Below are 16962 nucleotides of genomic sequence, written 5' to 3'. Positions count from 1 at the left end.
CCACAGGTGGTTTTTGACGAACTTCTGAAAGCAGCCTGATTTTTAATCGGGAATTGCACTTCGAAGTTGAATTCGCGCGTAGCTTGTGCAAGTAAGCATTGCGGTAGTCAATCCGTGTTAAAAATAGATATTAAAGATTTTTTCGATAATATTACGCCTGAATTGGTTTTTAATGTATTCAATAAATTATTGAAATATCCAAGAGCCGTTGCAAACGCTCTAGTTGATATATGCTGTCATAATAACATGTTAATTCAGGGGGCACTGACATCTAGTTATATTGCTAGTGCGGTCCTATTTGATGTTGAGCCTGCAATAGTTCAAAGGCTAAAAAGTAAAGGTTTAAGTTATACAAGACTTGTTGATGATATAGCAATATCAAGTCGCAACCCCGAATATGACTTTTCATTTTCACTCGAACTTGTTCGCCAGATGTTATATGGGAAAAATCTCCCTTTAAATGAGACCAAAACAAATATCATTAGATCTTCGACAACAGATATTTTAATTCATGGTCTAAGAATCTCTTTTAAAGAACCAAGATTACCATCGGATGAGGTTTCTAGAATTAGGGCTTCAGTTAAAAATCTGGAGTCTCTTGCTAAAATTGCCGATTATAGAGTTAGTAGAGATTATCGGCGCAGTTTTAATAGATGTCTAGGTAGAGTCAATAAACTTAAGAGACTTGGACATAAGCAATATATATCACTGCAAACTAGAGTGTTGAATATTCTTCCTTTACCATCCAAGATGGATATAACTAGATTAGATTCATTTATACATAAACTTGAAGGTTGGTATGCTAACCATAAAGAGGAGTATTGGTATCGTCGGCTTTATCATCAGGCTCATTATGATTTGAACATCCTGAATAGAACTTTTGAGCATTCGTCGCGTAGATTCAGGTCTCGCTTAAATGACATAAAACCAATGTGTGATGATTAGTGATGAATAATATAAAAGAGTTGAAGTGGTTTCAGATTTTAATGTGGATTTGCATCGCAGTTACTGTAGCCTCACTTTTGGGTAGTATATCTTTTGAGTTATATGTTGATAATGTGTTTGATAGAGAAGTTTGCTTTGAACCAAAGTGCATGGAGAACTTCACTAAAATTTTTAAAGATGTTCCTCCAATCGTAAACGGGGTGGTTCAGTTCTTATCTTACATATTTGCTATTGCGGGTGTTTATCTTGCACTTAAAACATACGTCTCCAATCTTGATGCAATAAAAACAAACATTCATTTATCCCATTTGAATTCTTTTAGAAGTTATATCGAGTTAGAGGCATCTAGATTTGAAACAATATCTTGGAAAAGTATAAATTTGTTCAAGTGGTACAATTTAGCATGCCCTAAATCGACAATTGGTGATATCGGTGTATCTCAGGAATATATGGCAGTTATAAACCAAATAAATGAACAGATATTAAGATCGAATAAAATATCAAAGGCATCTAATAATGGCATCGCATTTGACTATCAGCAACACCAAGGTGAAATGATAAAGATTTTTAAAAAATTAGGCGTTAACGTTAGTCGAATGCCTAGAAATAATTATTATGAAGTTGAAGGTATAGTCCTCGATTTCATTCAGAAAGTGAATGAAGAATTTTTCAGAATGCCTGAGTCGACACAAATACACACAAGAAAATATCATTAATATGAATGTTTCTATATGTTGTACTTCATATTTTTGGCTGCTCAGGCTCAGCACCAACCTACCGATTGTGTAGGTTGTGGCTGAGCGCAGCGAAGCCCAACGTTTACCGCGGAATCTCTTTTTTCCTGCCCCTCATCCCCGACCCTTCTCCTCTTTTTTAATAAACGGGAGAAGGGAACAATGCCGTTACCGCTGTCCGATTACGCTTCGCTAATCGAACCTACACAGCTGGCGATCATATTTCCGGTGCTGCTTTATCCCATCTCCCTCCGGGAGAGGGCTAGGGTGAGGGGGCAGGTTGGCACAATGCCCATTTTGCCCGCTTCGTGAAATTCGGTAGGGTGCAAAGAACGAAGTGAATTGCACCGCTGTTATTTATCTGCCAAAAGGTGTAATGCGCTGCGCTTATTACACCCTACATCCAACCCACACATGACAGGATGTCATTGCTTGAGACTTGAATTTAACCCCATCGATCTGGATCGCGATTACGAGCTCTGTGTGCAGGCGCGCAGGGATGCCTATTTTTGCAGCTTTCATACCCATGATGGTTTTGCCGACTTTATCGATGGCTATCGGGAGCGGATCCGCGAAAGGCTGGGGCAAGCGCAATGGCACTACCTTCATATCTGGGCGGGTGAACAGCGGGTGGGTCAGCTGGAGTTTCGCAGCTTTTCCGATGAGCCCGAGACCGGTTATGTGCAGCTGATTTATCTGTTCCCCGAATATCGCGGCTGCGGGCTGGCCGCGCAGTTGCAGGCCTATATCCGCCAGCAGTTGCTGGGAGCGGGTTGTAAATGGGCGATCCTCTCCGTGAGTCGTACCAATGTGCGGGCCTTGAATCATTACCGGCGCTTTGGCTGGGTATTTCTGCGCCCCAATCCGAAACATCAGGAGACGGATTTTTATCGGCTGACTCTGGCCGAGTGACCTCTGTGGGGGCCTCTGGGTATCCCCTCATTTATTCCCATCCCCCAAATGACTGAATCGTGAGTTAAATCCGGTAAATGGGGCGCGCTTGAGCCACACTTATGGCCACCCTGATTCAGCCTGCGCCGTGAGTGGCCGATAACCGGGGAAACGGTGGTGCGGTGGGGTTCTGGCTGACAGATCTGTTGCAATATGCCAAGGTGAGCGCCTCACGACAACAGCGCGATTCCCCGTGGTGGCGCGGGGCGGAAGAACAAGGATAACTGCTATGGTGCAGGACAGTGACACGATCAGGATCTCGGATGTCAGCGAGGCCGTGGTGCATGGCATTCTGGAGGTGACCAGCGATGGCATCTGGGATTGGCATGCCAATACCGGTTTTGTCTATCGCAACCCCGGCTGGTATCGGATGCTGGGTTACGAGCCTCACTCCCTCGGCAATACCGTCTTCACCTGGGAGAACGTGATCCACCCCGACGATCTGGCGGCGGTGATGGCGAAGTTCGATCTCTGCCTGAGCGGCAGCGCCCATGAGTATCGTGCCGAGTACCGTTGCCGCTGCCGGGATGGCAGTTACCTCTGGATTGAGGATTGCGGCCGCATCATTGAGCGCAATCCCGACGGGTCTGTGGCGCGGATGATCGGCGCCCATCGCGATATCCACGCCAGCAAGTTGTTGCTGGAGCAGCTGGAGCGGCGCAATCAGTCGCTGGAGCAGCAGGTTGTCGAGCGCACCGCCGAGCTGGTGCGACTCAACGAGGCGCTGCAACTGAAAGCCGAGGAGAACCGTCTGCTGGCAGAGACCGATGCCCTGACCGGCGCCGCCAGCCGCTATCGGCTGGAGCGGGCGTTGCAGCTGGAGTGTGAGCGGGCGCGCCGCTTCCATCAGCCGTTTACGGTGATCGCCATGGATGTGGACAACTTCAAGCAGATCAACGACAGCTATGGCCACAACGCCGGGGATCAGACCCTGATCAACATAGTGGCGCTGGTGCGCCGCCATATCCGCGAGATCGATCTGCTGGCCCGTTGGGGCGGTGACGAGTTTATGGTGTTGTTGCCCAACACCGGCCGCGAGGATGCGCTGGTGGTGGCGAGCAAGTTTCAGGCATTGATGGCGAGCGAGCCCATCTGCCCCCATGCGCCCGCTACCATGAGCTTCGGGCTGGCGGAGTATCAGCAGGATGAGCAGAAAGAGAGCCTGATGGTGCGCGCCGATCGGGCGCTCTATCAGGCCAAGCAGCTGGGTAAAGACCAGATCTGCTAACGCAGGGTACGGAAAGAAGAGCAGTAAAAAGGGCCGCAGGTTTGAAACCTGCGGCCCTTTTGTATTGTTACTGACGCGGCGCGACTTAGAAGTGGTAGCGCAGACCCAGCTTGAAGGTATCCAGAGAGTAGTGCTCGTCACCCAGGCTCAGGGCGTCGAACTGGCGCTCGTAACCGATACCGGCAGAGAAGTGGTCGTTGAAGGCGTAGTCCAGACCTACTTCCAGATTGGGGTGTACCTTGCTCTTGGTTGCGCTCTTGCTGACCTGATCGCTGAAACCGAGGAAGGTGGCGTTCCCGACAACTTCCAATTCGGTGCGGGTGTAGGCGATACCAGGTTTGGCATAGGCGCTGAAGCCCCAGGCCAGCGGCTGGCTCAGCTTGGCTGCCAGGCTGATGCTGCGGGTTTCGATGGTGGTGTCGGCAAAGCCGGTTGCAATCGGGGAGGTCACCCAGGTCAGCTGATCCATCTGTTGGGCGTGCAGGCCACCTTCAACGGCCAACCAGGGTTGGAAGCTGTAACCCACGATCAGGCTGCCGCCATCGAGCTGGTCGTCGATCACTTTGGCGTCATAGGCGTCTTTGGCAGCACCATCGAGATCCATCTTGGAGGTGGTCAGATCCAGACCTGCATACCAGCCTTCGGCATGGGCGCCGCCATTCATGGCCAGAGCAAGCAGGGAGAAAGCGGCAATTTTATTAAACTTGTTCATGGATAAATAACCTTGTGTTGCGTGAACTGCGTGTGATTTATATTGCTCAATCCATGAAGCTTTTTATATTTCCGTCATTGCTCTGCTTTCACAGAGGGGCCGCAGTATAGTCAGCACATTTTTGAATAACAAGAGAGTAATTTCCCCATTCTTCTAAATATGACTGGCTGCAAGCAGGGGCATTTTGTTTAATAAATGGTGTTATTAGAGTTTTAGCTTTATTGAGGTTTAAATAATTAACTGGTGAGGAAAATGACAGGCTGCGAGTTCGGTTTTGATTCTATGTGATTGATTTGTATCGGCATTAAATTTTCATTCGAGCGTGACCATGATGAGTTGTCTAAAAATTGGCATCTCAGATGTCACTGATTGGCATCAGGTTCTTTTTGATGATTTTTTGAACCCATCACAAGGTGAAACCGTGAGAAAAAAATCTATCTTTTTGCCTGTTTTTTGCTCTTTTTTAGGTTTGGGATTGTTCCCATTGTGACTTTTGGTGGTCTTTTGAGGCTGTTCTTGCGTGGGCCATGTTGCCCATCAGATACGCGAATGGGCGCTTTTGGGTGGCTTTTCTCTTCACCCGGCCGCAGTTGTTGGGGTGGTCATGAGGTGTGATAAGCAGATATGGGATGCGCGGTCTGATTAATTTTGTTTGCTTATATATACAAGCTATTTAAAAGATAGGTTTTTGGAGTTTTAAATAACTTTATTATATTCGTTTCTATATTTGGCGAAGCTTTCCAAGCAAGCCATTTAAATATATTGCATAGCAATAACACGGTATTGATGATCGTTTAGGATACCTTGCCAGAACGGTCGTGATGGTTGGCGCATCAGTGGGCGGCGGGTGGCCGGTGACACTTCCCCTTGCCGGGGCCCTTGACCTGACCTGCGAATTCAGGGAAAAGAAAAGGGCGGTGCTATCAGCGCCGCCCAATGCCAGGAAAGAGAAAAAACCTTACGGTTTAAAAGATAAAAATTTGGAAGCAAACAATCGATTTCTCAACCAGGAAGGGTCTTGAATTCGATACGTTTCGATTATGCGCGATGTTCTATGCAGCACTAGCAAAATGTTTGCGGGTTGAAAGATATGCACTGTCTGGTGTCAGATTTTGCGCCCTCATCGTTCAACTGGTCTGTCCTGATGGGCGTTGTAGGCGATTTTTTCTCTAGGCTGTTTTTTCGGTGTCAATATCTGAGCCTTGAAGGTAAAAACAGGTCAGAAGCTGACTCGGCATAACCATGCAATGAAAGTGCGATAACAAGGAAGAGTGGCATGACCTACAGCCAGACCCTGGCCAACAATATTCTCGACACCCTGAAGAAGACCCTGACCGACAAGGGGATCCGCTATCAGACCCTGGCAGAAGCCATGGGTGTCTCCATCGCGACCGTGAAACGGATGATGAACAAGCCCTCGCTGCCGTTCGATACCCTGCTGGAGATCTGCCATCTGGTGGGGCTCTCGTTCGAGGAGTTGCTGGATCGCACTCAGGACGCCCAGAGCCGCCGCGCCGTCTTCACTCAGGAGCAGGACGAGGCGTTTCACAACGAGCCGGGGCTCTACGCCTTTCTCGCCAATATCTTCTGGCGCGACAAGACGCTGATCGATCTCAAGCGGGAGTACGGCCTGACCGATGCCTCCTGCTACCTCTATCTGCGCAAGCTGGAGAAGCTCGGCATTTTGCAGCTCGGTATCGACAACAGTTACCACTTCCTCATCAGCGAGCGGATCAGCTTCGAGCAGCACAGCCGTTTCGCCCGTCAGCAGGCACGGCAGGCGATGTCGGTGCTGGGGGAGTATCTGGTGGAGAACATGCACAAGTCGAACAACTATATGGCGCTCTGCCAGCTGCACCTCAACGAGGGAGAGGCGATGGCGCTGATCGACCGGATGAAGGAGTACTGGCATCAGGAGATCAAGCTCAACCGCCCCGCCATCGGCCAGCAGGAGCACGCCAAGACCTACACCATGTCGCTGCAACTGGCCGACTGCGGCTACCAGAGCTTCGACGACATGATCCCCAATATCGACAACTGATCCCGGCGGATCCTGTGGGATCCGCTCTGTTGGCTGGAGTCTAATCGGCGACCCGGGTTTGTTGCAGCTTGCCTGCGAGCGGCTGCAATGCTCGCGTATCCAGACAAATGCGGATCGCATCCGGCCGCCAGTGCTCGATATCGCAATCCACCAGATCGCCTCGCTCGTCGTAGTTGACCCGCACCAGCCGTAGCACCGCGCTCCCCTCCGCCAGATTGAGGGCGCGGGCGATGGCGCCGCGCGCCGCCGAGGGGGTGATCTCGAGACTCGCCCCACCCTGGCCTATGCCATAGCGCTGCTGATAGAGCTCGGTGAGGGAGCTGGCCAGCGGCGCGCTGGCGATATCGGGAAAGCGGCTCGCCAGCAGGTGGTGGCTGACATGAAGCACCGGGCGGCCGTCGATCAGCCGCTGGCGGCGGATCTCATAAAGTGGAGTGAAGGGTTCCAGCCCCATCCAGCGGCACAGTTCGCTGCTGGCAAGTTCGCTGCCGTGGGCCAGCACCCGGGTTTCGGCGGTGCGCTGCTGCTCGCCGATCCACTGGTGAAAATGGGTGTGGATGGCGGGATCGTAGGTGAGGCGGGGCGGTGCCACGAACCAGCCGCGCCGCTCGGCCCGGTAGATAAGGCCGTCTGCCTCGAGGCTGGAGAGCGCCTCCTTGATGGTGATGCGGGTGGTGGCAAAGCGCTCGCTCAGCGCCCGCTCGGCAGGCAACTGCTGCCCCGCCGCCAGCTGACCGCTGCCGATATAGCGGCGCAGGGTCTGGCAAATCTGTTCACACTTGGAGGCGCGGCCCTCTGCCGCTACCCGTTCGCTCAATCTCGGTTCAATCACGCTCATGTTCCTGTCGCTCATTCTGGCTGTGCGGGCTGGCCTGGCCCTTGTTGGTTCAGTCCTTGCTGGAGTAGTCCAGCTTCACTTGGGTTCAGAGTTGTAACCGCAGTGGATGACAGCGACATGACAGGGAAATTGTCATCAAAATGCCATCAAAGCGCCCCGCGACCGTCATATTTCCCCTCTAGCATCCCTCTCGAACCTTAACTGACCTAGTCCAGAGGGATGGGATGATGAAAAGCGTGATCGCAAGTGCACTGGCCATGGTGGCCATCAGTCAGCCACTGTTTGCCGCCGAAAATATCGCGGATCTCGAAAAGGCCGCCCGTGGCGAAGGCCAGCTCAGCAGTATCGGCATGCCCGACAGCTGGGCCAACTGGAAGGATACCTGGCAGCAGCTGGGCAGCATCTACGGCATCAAGCATCAGGATACCGACATGAGCTCGGCGCAGGAGATCGCCAAGTTCGCCGCCGAGAAGGCCAACGCCACCGCCGATATCGGCGACGTGGGCGGCGCCTTCGGCCCGGTTGCGGTCAAGCAGGGGGTCACCCAGCCCTACAAGCCCTCCACCTGGGCTGATATTCCCAACTGGGCCAAGGATGCCGACGGTCACTGGATGCTGGCCTATACCGGCACCATCGCCTTCCTGATCAACAAGGATCTGGTCAAGGCCGCCCCCACCAGCTGGCAATCCCTGCTGGGCGGCAACTACAAGGTGACCCTGGGTGACGTGGGTGTCGCTTCCCAAGCCAACAACGGCGTGCTGGCGGCAGCCTATGCCACTGGTGGCAGCGAGAAGAATCTCAAGCCCGCCCTGGAGTTGTTCGGTCAGCTGGCCCAGCAGGGCCGTCTGTCGCTGAATGACCCGACCATCGCCAACATCGAGAAGGGCGAGGTGGAAGTGGGGGTGCTGTGGGACTTCAACGCCCTCAACTACCGCGACCAGATCGACCCCAAGAAGTTTGAGGTCGTGATCCCGAGTGACGGCTCCGTCATCGCCGGTTACACCACCATCATCAACAAGTGGGCCAAGAACCCCAACGCCGCCAAGCTGGCGCGGGAATACATCCTCTCCGATGCCGGTCAGATCAACCTGGCCCGCGGCTATGCCCGCCCGATCCGCAGCAACGTTGCGTTGCCGGATGACGTGAAGGCCAAGCTGCTGCCGGCCGAGCAGTATGCCAAGGCCAAGCCGGTGCAGGATCACGCCGCCTGGGAGCAGAGCTCCAAAGCCCTGCCGCGTCAGTGGCAAGAAACCGTCATGATCAACATGCAGTAAGGGAATCCAGTGCAACACAAGGTGATAGTGGTACTTGTGGATGGTCTGGCAGCCGAGGTAGCCCACACCATGGGCTACCTCGGTGGCATGGTGGAGGCGGGGCGGGGCCTGCATACGACCCTGAATGCTGCCCTGCCGTCTCTCTCCCGACCCCTCTACGAGTGCATCCTGACCGGCGTGCCGCCGGTGGTGAGCGGCATCACCCACAACGGGGTGAGTCGCCTCAGTCTGCATGACTCCATCTTCCATCTGGCCCGCGCCGCGGGTAAATGCACCGCAGCGGCGGCCTACCATTGGGTGAGCGAGCTCTACAACCAGAGCCTCTGGCTGGCGGCCCGAGATCGCTTTACTCACGACGAGCAGTTGCCGATCCAGCACGGCTGCTTCTATTGGGATGACAACTATCCCGACAGCCATCTGCTGATGGATGGGGAATGGCTCAGAACCCAATATGACCCCGATTTTCTGCTGATCCACCCGATGGGGGTGGATGACGCTGGCCACAAGTTTGGCCTCGATTCCCGCCAGTACCGCAATCAGGCGCGCCGGATGGACAGCCTGCTGGCCGATCTGCTGCCCCAGTGGCTGGCGGAGGGGTATCAGGTGGTGATCACCTCGGATCACGGCATGAACAACGACCTGAGCCACGGCGGCACCCTGCCTGAAGAGCGCACCGTGCCGCTCTGGCTGTTTGGCGATGCCTTTATCGAGCGCTGGCCGGATGGGGTAGTGATCGCCCAGACCCAGCTCTGCGCCCTGATGGCCGATCTGCTGGGCATCCCCCACGACAAGCCGGCAGCGCCACCGCTGCTCAAGGCGGCCTTTATGCGCGAGGTGCACTGATGATGCCTGCAACCACCGAGATCCTCGTGGATCAACCCGTGGCAACCAAGCAGAAGGTGCGCCGCCACTGGTTGCCCGCGCTGGTGCTGCTGCCCTTTATCCTCTTGATGATCCTGTTCCAGCTCGCCCCCATGGTGTGGGTGCTGGTGGGCAGTTTCCAGACCCCGGATGGCTGGGGCCTCGACTACTACCGGGAGATTTTGAGCTCCCCCTTCTACCTGCAATCGTTCGGCAACTCATTGCGCATCGCCGGTATCGCCAGTCTGGCGGGGCTTGCCATCGGCACCCTCGGGGCGGCGGCGCTGCGCCACAGCGGCGAGCGGGTCAAGCGGGTGCTGCTGGCCTTCGTCACCATGACCGGCAACTTCAGCGGGGTGCCGCTGGCATTCGCCTTCATCATCATTCTCGGCATCAACGGTGCAGTGACTCTGCTGCTGAAATCATGGGGATTGATCGACGGCTTCAACCTCTACTCGGGCAGCGGCCTTATTCTCATCTACACCTACTTCCAGATCCCGCTCGCCCTGCTGCTGCTCTACCCGGCGTTTGATGCGCTGCAGGATGAGTGGCCGCAGGCTGCCGCGCTGCTGGGAGCGAGCAAGGGGCAGTATGTGTGGCACGTTGCACTGCCGGTGCTGACGCCTGCGCTGCTCGGCACTCTGATCATCCTGTTTGCCAACGCGATGGGGGCCTATGCCTCTGCCTATGCCCTCACCACCGGCAACTTCAATCTGGTGACCATCCGGGTGGCCAGTCTGGTCTCCGGCGATATCTTCCTCGAACCGAATATGGCGGCGGCGCTGGCGGTGATCCTGATGGTGCTGCTGGGGGTGGTGACGGCCGCCAACCAGTGGCTGCTGAAAAAGAGCTATGTGAACAAGGGGCAATCCCATGCATGATTTGACGCCGCGCTGGCCCAAGTGGGTGCTGGGTGGGCTGGTCGCCACCCTGCTGCTGCCGCTGCTGGCTACCTTTCTCTACTCCATCTCCACCCGCTGGGGGGCGACCCTGCTGCCGGACGGCTTCACCCTCGACTGGTATCTCAAGCTGTGGGGCGATCCGCGCTTTTTGGCTGCATTTGGCCGCAGCCTCCTGGTCTGCTTCGCCACTCTGCTGCTGGGGACGCTGGTGCTGGTGCCGACCGTGCTGGTGGTGGCCTACTACTTCCCCAAGCTGGATCCCTGGATGAACCTGCTGATCCTGCTCCCCTTTGCGGTGCCGCCGGTGGTCTCGTCAGTGGGGCTGCTGCAGATCTACGCCGATGGTGTCCTGCCGATTATCGGCACGCCGTGGATCCTGATCGGCACCTGGTTCACCGTGGTGCTCCCCTTTATGTATCGGGCGCTGGCCAACAGCCTGCAAGGGGTACCGCTCAGGGATTTGATGGATGCCGCCCACCTGCTGGGGGCCAGTAGTCGGCGCGCCTTTCTGTTGGTGGTGATCCCCTGCCTGCGCAAGGGATTGCTGGCGGCGCTGTTTCTCTCCCTCTCCTTCCTGCTCGGCGAGTTCGTGTTTGCCAACATGCTGGTTGGCACCCGTTACGAGACCCTGCAGGTCTATCTCTACAACATGCGTTCAACCTCGGGCCACTTCACCAGCGCGCTGGTGATGAGCTACTTCCTGCTGACCCTGCTGCTCACCTGGGCGGCGAACAGATTTCATCGGTGAATCAACATGTTCCATCTAGAAGTGAATCAATTGCACAAATCCTACGGCGACACCAGAGTGTTCGAGGGGATTGAATTCGGCATCCGCAAGGGGGAGCTGGTGACCCTGCTTGGCCCCTCCGGCTGCGGCAAATCCACCCTGCTGCGGGCGCTGGCCGGGCTCACCCCGGTGGATGGCGGTCAGGTGCGGGTGGCCGGTGAAGAGATCACCTGGCAGGCGCCCCAGAAGCGGGGTATCGGCATGGTATTCCAGAGCTATGCGCTGTTCCCCAATATGACGGTGTGGGACAACGTCGCCTTCGGCCTCAAGATGAAACCCCAGCCGGGGCGGGAGCTGGCGGCCAGCGTGCAGGAGGCGCTTGAGCTGGTGGAGCTGACCGGTTTCGAGCGCCGCTATCCGGCCGAGCTCTCCGGTGGCCAGCGTCAGCGGGTAGCGCTGGCCCGGGCGCTGGTGGTGCAGCCGCGGATCCTGCTGCTGGACGAGCCGCTCTCGGCGCTGGATGCCCGTATCCGCCGCAGCCTGCGCCAGCAGATCCGCGAGATCCAGCAGCGCCTCGAGCTCACCACCATCTTCGTGACTCACGATCAGGAGGAGGCGCTTACCATGTCGGATCGGATCTTCCTGATGAACAAGGGATCCATCGTCCAGAGCGGTACACCGGAGGAGATCTATACCCGTCCCGCCAGCGAGTTTGTGGCGAGCTTTATCGGCAACTACAACCTGCTTGGCGCCGAGCAGGGCAAGTCGCTGTTCGGCCCCCGTTTTCAGGGCAAGCTGGCACTGCGGCCGGAGTCCATTACCCTGCTGCCCGCCGGGGCGACCAGCTGCGAACCCAGCCTGCCCGGCATCATTCGTCAGCAACAGCTGCTTGGCAACGTGATCCGTTATCAGGTGGAGTGCGAGGCGGGGCTGTTGACGGTGGACTGCCTCAACCGCTCGGCTGGCGATCTGCTGGCCACCGGCAGTGCCGTGACCCTGATGGTGGCCCGGGATCAACTCTGTGAGGTAGCATGAGGCCGCATTTCATTTCCATTTTCACTGCGAGGAGCGCCCATGGCACTGGCACTGTTTGATCTGGACGAGACCCTGATTGCGGGGGATTCCGCCAGCCTCTGGCTGGAGTACATGGTGGCCGAGGAGCTGGCCCCTGCCAGCATGATCGCCGAGGAGCAGGCCATGATGTCCCTCTACCATCAGGGCAAGATGGATATGCACCAGTACATGGCCTTCACCCTGCAACCGCTGGCGGGCAAGACGCGCCAGTGGCTCGACTCGCTCTCTACCCGCTTTGCCGAGCAGGTGCTGCGCGAGCGCCTCTACCCCGAGGGGTTGGCGCGTATCGAATTGCATCGGGAGCGGGGCGACGATCTGGTGCTTATCTCCGCCTCCGGCGAGCATCTGGTGGCCCCCATGGCGAAGATGCTGGGGATGGATCACTGCGTCGCCATTTTGCTCGATGAGGAGGAGGGGATGCTGACCGGCCAGACCCGCGGCACCCTCAGCTTTCGCGAAGGCAAGGTGGCCCGCATCAACCAGCTCTTTGCCGGCAGGGACCACCTCTGGCAGGGTAGCTTTGGCTACAGCGACTCCCACAACGATCTGCCCATGCTGCGGGCGGTGAGCCATCCCCATGCGGTCAATCCGGCCCCCGCGCTGCGCCAGCAAGCCGAGGAGCTGGGCTGGCCGGTGTGGGAGTGGCAGCGCTGAGTCGCGTGCTCAAACAGGCTTAAAGCACGGCAAGAATAGCGACATAAACAACAGAGAGAGGCAGTTGCCTCTCCCTTGTCTCCTTCCCCCGGTTGTGCTCACCCCCCCTCCGGCCGGGGGGGGCGTCGGGTAGAATCAAGGTTAGGGGAAGGATCCTCTTCCGTCACGTCGCAGGTGCGACGCTGGGGGAAGCAGATGCGATTTTTTCCCTCCCGCTTGGCCTGATAAACCCCGCTGTCGGCCAGTTCTATCAGCTCCTTGGTCGAGAGCCCGGAGTGGCTCAAGGCCACCCCGCCGCTGAGGGTAATGGTCAGTTCCGGCTCTCGCCACTCCAGTTGAGTGACCGCAAGTCTGAAGCTCTCCAGCAGCGAGGTGGCCTCACTCATTTGCATCTCCAGGCGCAAGATCAGCACCAGCTCCTCGCCACCGTAACGACAGAGCCAGCCCCACTGGTCAAACATTTTCATGCCCAGCTTGCTCACCCGTTTGAGCACTATATCCCCTGTTTGGTGGCCAAAGGTGTCGTTGACCTGTTTGAAGTTATCGAGATCGAACATCACTACTAGGAAGGGGGCACCGCTGCTGAGCTGTCTCTGCAGGCACTCGTCGAAGAAGCGGCGGTTGTAGAGACCGGTGAGTTTGTCCTGATTGGCTTGCTGGCGGATCTGGGCAAAGTCCTGACTGGCGGCATCCATCTCTTCATAGACCTTGGCCAGCTCCAGCATGCGGCTGCCATGATAGGCAATCCCGCCAGAGCGGCTGGTGCGGATCAACAGGGTAATCTCCCCCAGCATGCGGCGGAAGTAGCGGGCCCAAAGCAGGGCTAGCAGCAGATAGAAAAAGCAGGCAACGGCAATCATCAGCTGCACGTTGATGGAGACGCTGTCGATCACCTGCTGCATGCTGGCGGTGGGCTCGACACTGAGCAGGAACCAGCGCTGCTCGGGGACACGGTAGTAGGAGACCATCATGCCGCTGGCATCGTCGAGGAAGAAACCTTGCGGCTGTTGCATGTGTGTCAGCCATTCAGGGTGGGTGAGCGGTTTGAATACCTGTTCGCGATCCGGGTGAGCCAGCACCAGCCCGTCATGGTTGATCAGGATCTGATAGCCCTTGCCCAGATGATGGCTCTGTTCATGCCGGTTGTTGAGCCAGTTGGCGAGGGGGGTGAGCTGGGTATCGAGGGAGAGCACCCCCACTCGCTTGCCGTCAGGGTCTTGAATTACCCGAGCCAGCGCCATGGTGAGGGTACCCAGAGTGTAGTCGTAATAGGGATCGGTCCAGACGATCCGGTTCGGGTGGCTGGCTGCCAGCAGATACCAGGGGCGAGTTCTGGGATCGAACTTCTCGTCCGCCTGCCAGGTGGGGTGGATCAGCATCTGGCGATGCTCGGTTCCTACATAGACGTAGTCGAGCTCCATCACCTCGTGATAGGCCTGCCACTGTTGCAGGTAGCGCTCGCCGTTACTGATCGCTGGGCCGCTGAAATCCTGATAATTTACCTGCTGATAAATAAGCGTAAACTGGCGTTTGAGGGTCGCCAGATAGGGTTCTATCAGGGTATGGAAATACTGGGTGTTGCGAGCAATCAGATATTGTTGCTGCTCGTGGCGCAGGGTGCGCTCCATATGCAGGTAGTAGATGCTGCCGAGCAGCAACACAGGGATAAAGAGCAAGAGGAAGCCCAGCCGCATGCGGGTGATCAAAGACCAAGTGTTCTTGGGCTTGGCGGGGGACATGAACAGATCCTTTTCGTCTCGGGTGACACCAGCATATATGATGCGGTGCGGCTCGTCTAAAGGCAGAAAATGAGATGTTTCCGATGCTGAACCACACTCTGCTCTCAATGATTCATTATGGCAGCATAGCGGTGCTGATCCTTGCCCTCTGTGTCGAGTATCTGATCTTTCGGCGCGGCCTGAACATGCTGCGAGTGCGCCGCCTGCTGCTGGCAGATGGGGTGGCGGCGCTGGCGCTCTTCTCCATCTTTGCGACCGGGAGTCTGCTGGCCCTCGAGCATGCCAGCTCGGTGGCAGAGATCTTTGCCCATCCTGCCCACAGCCTCAAGATGGGGCTGTTTCTGCTGATTGTCGGCTCCCTCGTTTATCCCAGCCGCCTCTTCTATCGCTGGCGTCGCGCCCTGCGTCTGGGCAAGGCGCCGATGATCTCCATCCAGCAGCACTTCCGGGTGGTGTGGATCCTGCGGGGCAATCTGCTACTGATTGCCCTGTTGGCCGTGTTCACCAAGCCTTCGCTGCTGTAACACTCGCGGCGCTCAAAAGCAGTGCGATGCAGCGCGTTGAGAGCAAGGGCGAAGACAAAGAGTGGAGACAAGAGGATAGGGAGGCGGGTATCTTGGATCGGATAACCCGTCACGCGCCGATTTAAGGAAGAATCGCCATGCGCTCCAATCTGATGTTGCTGATGGCTGCCACCATCTGGGGTATGGGCTTTGTCGCCCAGCGCCTCGGGATGGATCACATGGGGCCCTATACCTTCAATGGCCTGCGCTTTCTGCTCGGCGCCCTCTCCCTGTTGCCGCTGCTCTGGTGGCTCAAATCCCGACAACCTGTTGCCGTCGCGGGCGACCATCGCCAGCTGCTGATCGGTGGTGTACTGGCCGGGCTGGTGCTGTTCTGTGCTGCCTCCCTGCAGCAGGTGGGGCTGCTCTATACCACTGCCGCCAAGGCCGGTTTCATCACCGGGCTCTACATCATTCTGGTGCCGGTACTGGGGCTGCTGCTGCGCCACAAGAGCGGGCTCAATACCTGGATCGGCGCAATCATCGCGCTGGCCGGTCTCTATGTGTTGAGCGTTACCGACGAGTTCACCATCGGCTTTGGCGATCTGCTGCAGGTGGTCGGCGCCCTGTTCTGGGCCGTTCACCTGCTGCTGGTGGATCACTACTCCAACCGGGTTGCTCCCATCAAGCTCGCCGGGGTGCAGTTCATAGTCTGCGGCCTGCTCAGCCTTGCCACTGCTTTTGTTATCGAAACCCCGACTGTGGCTGGTGCCGTGGCCGGTTGGCAGGCACTGCTCTATGCCGGGCTGGTATCGGTCGGGGTGGGTTATACCCTGCAGGTGGTGGGGCAGCGGGGCGCTCATCCTGCCCATGCCGCCATCATCCTCAGTCTGGAGACCGTCTTTGCCGCCGTGGGTGGCGTGTTGCTGCTGGGTGAGACGCTGGATGAGCGTGCCATTGCCGGTTGCGCCCTGATGTTGGCGGGAATGCTTATCTCTCAAATCCGGCTGCGCTGGTGGTGGAAGTCGCGCCGAGACAAGGTGCCTGTGACCAAGTAAACCGCGCTCGCAGCATAATAAAAACGCCCCGACTGTCGGGGCGTTTTGCATGGTGGCTGTTCGGTCAGAGGCGCTGATCCAGCTCGCGCTCCAGCTCTACCGCCTTCTGACGGGCCGGATGGGTATTGAGGCGTTCCCAATAGGCTTGCAGATGCGGGAAGTGGGCCAGCTGGCCGCTTTGCGCCAGCAGATCCACCAGGAAGGAGTTCATGATGTCAGCGCCGGAGAGGCGATCCCCCACCAGATAGTGGCGATTCGCCAGTACCTCATTGAGGTAGCCCAGCACCTTGGCACACTCCGCCTTGGCGTAGTCCGGCAGGAAGCGCATCGGGCTGCCATCCTTGCGCACGAACATGTCGAGCAGCAGCGGCAGGATGCCGGAGCTCTCGGCAAAGTGAAGCCACTGCAGGTATTCGGGATACTCCGGGCTATCTGGTGCCGGTGCCAGCCGTTCCGGAGCGTGGCGGACAATCAGGTACTCGGTGATGGCGCCCGATTCCGCCAGCACCCGGCCGTCGAACTCGATGACCGGCGACTTGCCGAGGGGGTGGATGGCTTTTAGTTCGGGCGGTGCCAGAAAGGTGGTGGCATCGCGCTGATACGCCTTGATCTCATAGGGCTGACCCAGCTCTTCGAGCAGCCAGATGATGCGTTGGGAGCGGGATTTGTTCAGGTGGTGCAGGACTATCATAACGACCTCGATTCGGTGGCAGGAAAGTGT

Annotated in this window: 17 protein-coding genes; 13 read left to right on the top strand and 4 right to left on the bottom strand. The window is 56.8% G+C overall.

Going from position 1 to position 16962, the window contains the following annotated elements; all coding sequences use genetic code 11:
- The first annotated feature begins 66 nt into the window (after positions 1-66).
- From OKC31_RS09530 to OKC31_RS09515, 4 genes are all read left to right on the top strand, one after another.
- Positions 67-945: a reverse transcriptase family protein gene (locus OKC31_RS09530; RefSeq protein ID WP_270656803.1), complete on the top strand. Its 879-nt coding sequence runs from the start codon at positions 67-69 to the stop codon at positions 943-945.
- 2 nt (positions 946-947) lie between these two features.
- On the top strand, positions 948-1661 hold the full coding sequence (locus OKC31_RS09525; protein ID WP_247823625.1) for a retron Ec48 family effector membrane protein: 714 nt from the start codon (positions 948-950) through the stop codon (positions 1659-1661).
- Between the two features lie 450 nt (positions 1662-2111).
- Positions 2112-2591 carry a GNAT family N-acetyltransferase gene (locus OKC31_RS09520; protein WP_247823624.1) on the top strand — a complete coding sequence of 160 codons (480 nt, stop codon included), beginning with the start codon at positions 2112-2114 and terminating at the stop codon, positions 2589-2591.
- Between the two features lie 268 nt (positions 2592-2859).
- Entirely contained in the window at positions 2860-3858 is a 999-nt protein-coding gene (locus tag OKC31_RS09515) for a sensor domain-containing diguanylate cyclase (protein WP_247823623.1), read from the top strand.
- Between the two features lie 85 nt (positions 3859-3943).
- Here OKC31_RS09515 and OKC31_RS09510 read toward each other — a convergent pair whose 3' ends face one another.
- On the bottom strand, positions 3944-4570 hold the full coding sequence (locus tag OKC31_RS09510) for a porin family protein (protein WP_247823622.1): 627 nt from the start codon (positions 4568-4570) through the stop codon (positions 3944-3946).
- 1276 nt (positions 4571-5846) lie between these two features.
- On the opposite strand from OKC31_RS09510, the gene OKC31_RS09505 reads away from it, so the two are divergent.
- Positions 5847-6611, top strand: a complete 765-nt coding sequence (locus tag OKC31_RS09505; RefSeq protein ID WP_005336490.1) for a helix-turn-helix domain-containing protein — start codon at positions 5847-5849, stop codon at positions 6609-6611.
- Positions 6612-6651: 40 nt separating this feature from the next.
- Here the strand turns inward: OKC31_RS09505 and OKC31_RS09500 are convergent, their stop codons facing one another.
- Complete coding sequence (locus OKC31_RS09500) at positions 6652-7464, bottom strand: UTRA domain-containing protein (protein WP_247823621.1); 813 nt, start codon at positions 7462-7464, stop codon at positions 6652-6654.
- Between the two features lie 212 nt (positions 7465-7676).
- Here OKC31_RS09500 and OKC31_RS09495 point away from each other — a divergent pair, with 212 nt between their 5' ends.
- Genes OKC31_RS09495 through OKC31_RS09470 form a run of 6 tightly spaced genes read left to right on the top strand, consistent with a single transcriptional unit; the run spans position 7677 to position 12941 of the window.
- The gene (locus OKC31_RS09495) at positions 7677-8723 is read left to right on the top strand and encodes an ABC transporter substrate-binding protein (RefSeq protein WP_247824153.1); all 1047 of its coding nucleotides are present in this window, start codon (positions 7677-7679) and stop codon (positions 8721-8723) included.
- A 9-nt stretch (positions 8724-8732) separates the two neighbouring features.
- The gene (locus OKC31_RS09490) at positions 8733-9566 is read left to right on the top strand and encodes an alkaline phosphatase family protein (RefSeq protein ID WP_247823620.1); all 834 of its coding nucleotides are present in this window, start codon (positions 8733-8735) and stop codon (positions 9564-9566) included.
- Positions 9566-10465 carry an ABC transporter permease gene (locus OKC31_RS09485; protein WP_247823619.1) on the top strand — a complete coding sequence of 300 codons (900 nt, stop codon included), beginning with the start codon at positions 9566-9568 and terminating at the stop codon, positions 10463-10465. Before OKC31_RS09490 ends, OKC31_RS09485 begins: the two co-directional genes overlap by 1 nt.
- Positions 10458-11234, top strand: coding sequence for an ABC transporter permease (locus OKC31_RS09480; RefSeq protein WP_017765538.1), 777 nt, complete (start codon positions 10458-10460; stop codon positions 11232-11234). The genes OKC31_RS09485 and OKC31_RS09480 overlap by 8 nt, the downstream gene beginning before the upstream one ends.
- 6 nt (positions 11235-11240) lie before the next feature.
- On the top strand, positions 11241-12248 hold the full coding sequence (locus OKC31_RS09475) for an ABC transporter ATP-binding protein (RefSeq protein ID WP_270656801.1): 1008 nt from the start codon (positions 11241-11243) through the stop codon (positions 12246-12248).
- A gap of 39 nt (positions 12249-12287) precedes the next feature.
- Positions 12288-12941 (top strand): HAD family hydrolase, encoded by a 654-nt coding sequence (locus OKC31_RS09470; RefSeq protein ID WP_270656800.1) that lies wholly within the window; start codon positions 12288-12290, stop codon positions 12939-12941.
- A gap of 98 nt (positions 12942-13039) precedes the next feature.
- Here the strand turns inward: OKC31_RS09470 and OKC31_RS09465 are convergent, their stop codons facing one another.
- On the bottom strand, positions 13040-14680 hold the full coding sequence (locus OKC31_RS09465; RefSeq protein WP_270656798.1) for a sensor domain-containing diguanylate cyclase: 1641 nt from the start codon (positions 14678-14680) through the stop codon (positions 13040-13042).
- Between the two features lie 83 nt (positions 14681-14763).
- On the opposite strand from OKC31_RS09465, the gene OKC31_RS09460 reads away from it, so the two are divergent.
- Both OKC31_RS09460 and OKC31_RS09455 read left to right on the top strand, forming a co-directional pair.
- Entirely contained in the window at positions 14764-15204 is a 441-nt protein-coding gene (locus tag OKC31_RS09460; RefSeq protein WP_100652388.1) for a DUF2214 family protein, read from the top strand.
- Between the two features lie 137 nt (positions 15205-15341).
- Positions 15342-16241, top strand: coding sequence for a DMT family transporter (locus tag OKC31_RS09455; RefSeq protein ID WP_270656797.1), 900 nt, complete (start codon positions 15342-15344; stop codon positions 16239-16241).
- Positions 16242-16305: 64 nt separating this feature from the next.
- On the opposite strand, the gene OKC31_RS09450 is transcribed toward OKC31_RS09455, so the two are convergent.
- A complete protein-coding gene (locus tag OKC31_RS09450; protein WP_270656796.1) occupies positions 16306-16932 on the bottom strand; it encodes a glutathione S-transferase family protein in 627 nt (208 codons plus the stop codon).
- Positions 16933-16962 lie beyond the last annotated feature (30 nt).

This window comes from Aeromonas sp. Y293-4 (assembly GCF_027705905.1).
In the GTDB taxonomy this organism is placed as follows: Bacteria; Pseudomonadota; Gammaproteobacteria; order Enterobacterales; family Aeromonadaceae; genus Aeromonas; species Aeromonas veronii.
Note: the sequence above shows the minus strand (reverse complement) of the source record. Positions and strands in the feature narration are given on the sequence as shown.

Bases quoted from the DNA above. Each gene is read 5' to 3' on its own strand.
- OKC31_RS09525 (WP_247823625.1), top strand. From the start codon at position 948: ATGAATAATATAAAAGAGTTGAAGTGGTTTCAGATTTTAATGTGGATT.
- OKC31_RS09515 (WP_247823623.1), top strand. From the start codon at position 2,860: ATGGTGCAGGACAGTGACACGATCAGGATCTCGGATGTCAGCGAGGCC.
- OKC31_RS09510 (WP_247823622.1), bottom strand. From the start codon at position 4,570: ATGAACAAGTTTAATAAAATTGCCGCTTTCTCCCTGCTTGCTCTGGCC.
- OKC31_RS09505 (WP_005336490.1), top strand. From the start codon at position 5,847: ATGACCTACAGCCAGACCCTGGCCAACAATATTCTCGACACCCTGAAG.
- OKC31_RS09500 (WP_247823621.1), bottom strand. From the start codon at position 7,464: ATGAGCGACAGGAACATGAGCGTGATTGAACCGAGATTGAGCGAACGG.
- OKC31_RS09495 (WP_247824153.1), top strand. From the start codon at position 7,677: ATGAAAAGCGTGATCGCAAGTGCACTGGCCATGGTGGCCATCAGTCAG.
- OKC31_RS09485 (WP_247823619.1), top strand. From the start codon at position 9,566: ATGATGCCTGCAACCACCGAGATCCTCGTGGATCAACCCGTGGCAACC.
- OKC31_RS09480 (WP_017765538.1), top strand. From the start codon at position 10,458: ATGCATGATTTGACGCCGCGCTGGCCCAAGTGGGTGCTGGGTGGGCTG.
- OKC31_RS09475 (WP_270656801.1), top strand. From the start codon at position 11,241: ATGTTCCATCTAGAAGTGAATCAATTGCACAAATCCTACGGCGACACC.
- OKC31_RS09470 (WP_270656800.1), top strand. From the start codon at position 12,288: ATGGCACTGGCACTGTTTGATCTGGACGAGACCCTGATTGCGGGGGAT.
- OKC31_RS09465 (WP_270656798.1), bottom strand. From the start codon at position 14,680: ATGTCCCCCGCCAAGCCCAAGAACACTTGGTCTTTGATCACCCGCATG.
- OKC31_RS09460 (WP_100652388.1), top strand. From the start codon at position 14,764: ATGCTGAACCACACTCTGCTCTCAATGATTCATTATGGCAGCATAGCG.
- OKC31_RS09455 (WP_270656797.1), top strand. From the start codon at position 15,342: ATGCGCTCCAATCTGATGTTGCTGATGGCTGCCACCATCTGGGGTATG.
- OKC31_RS09450 (WP_270656796.1), bottom strand. From the start codon at position 16,932: ATGATAGTCCTGCACCACCTGAACAAATCCCGCTCCCAACGCATCATC.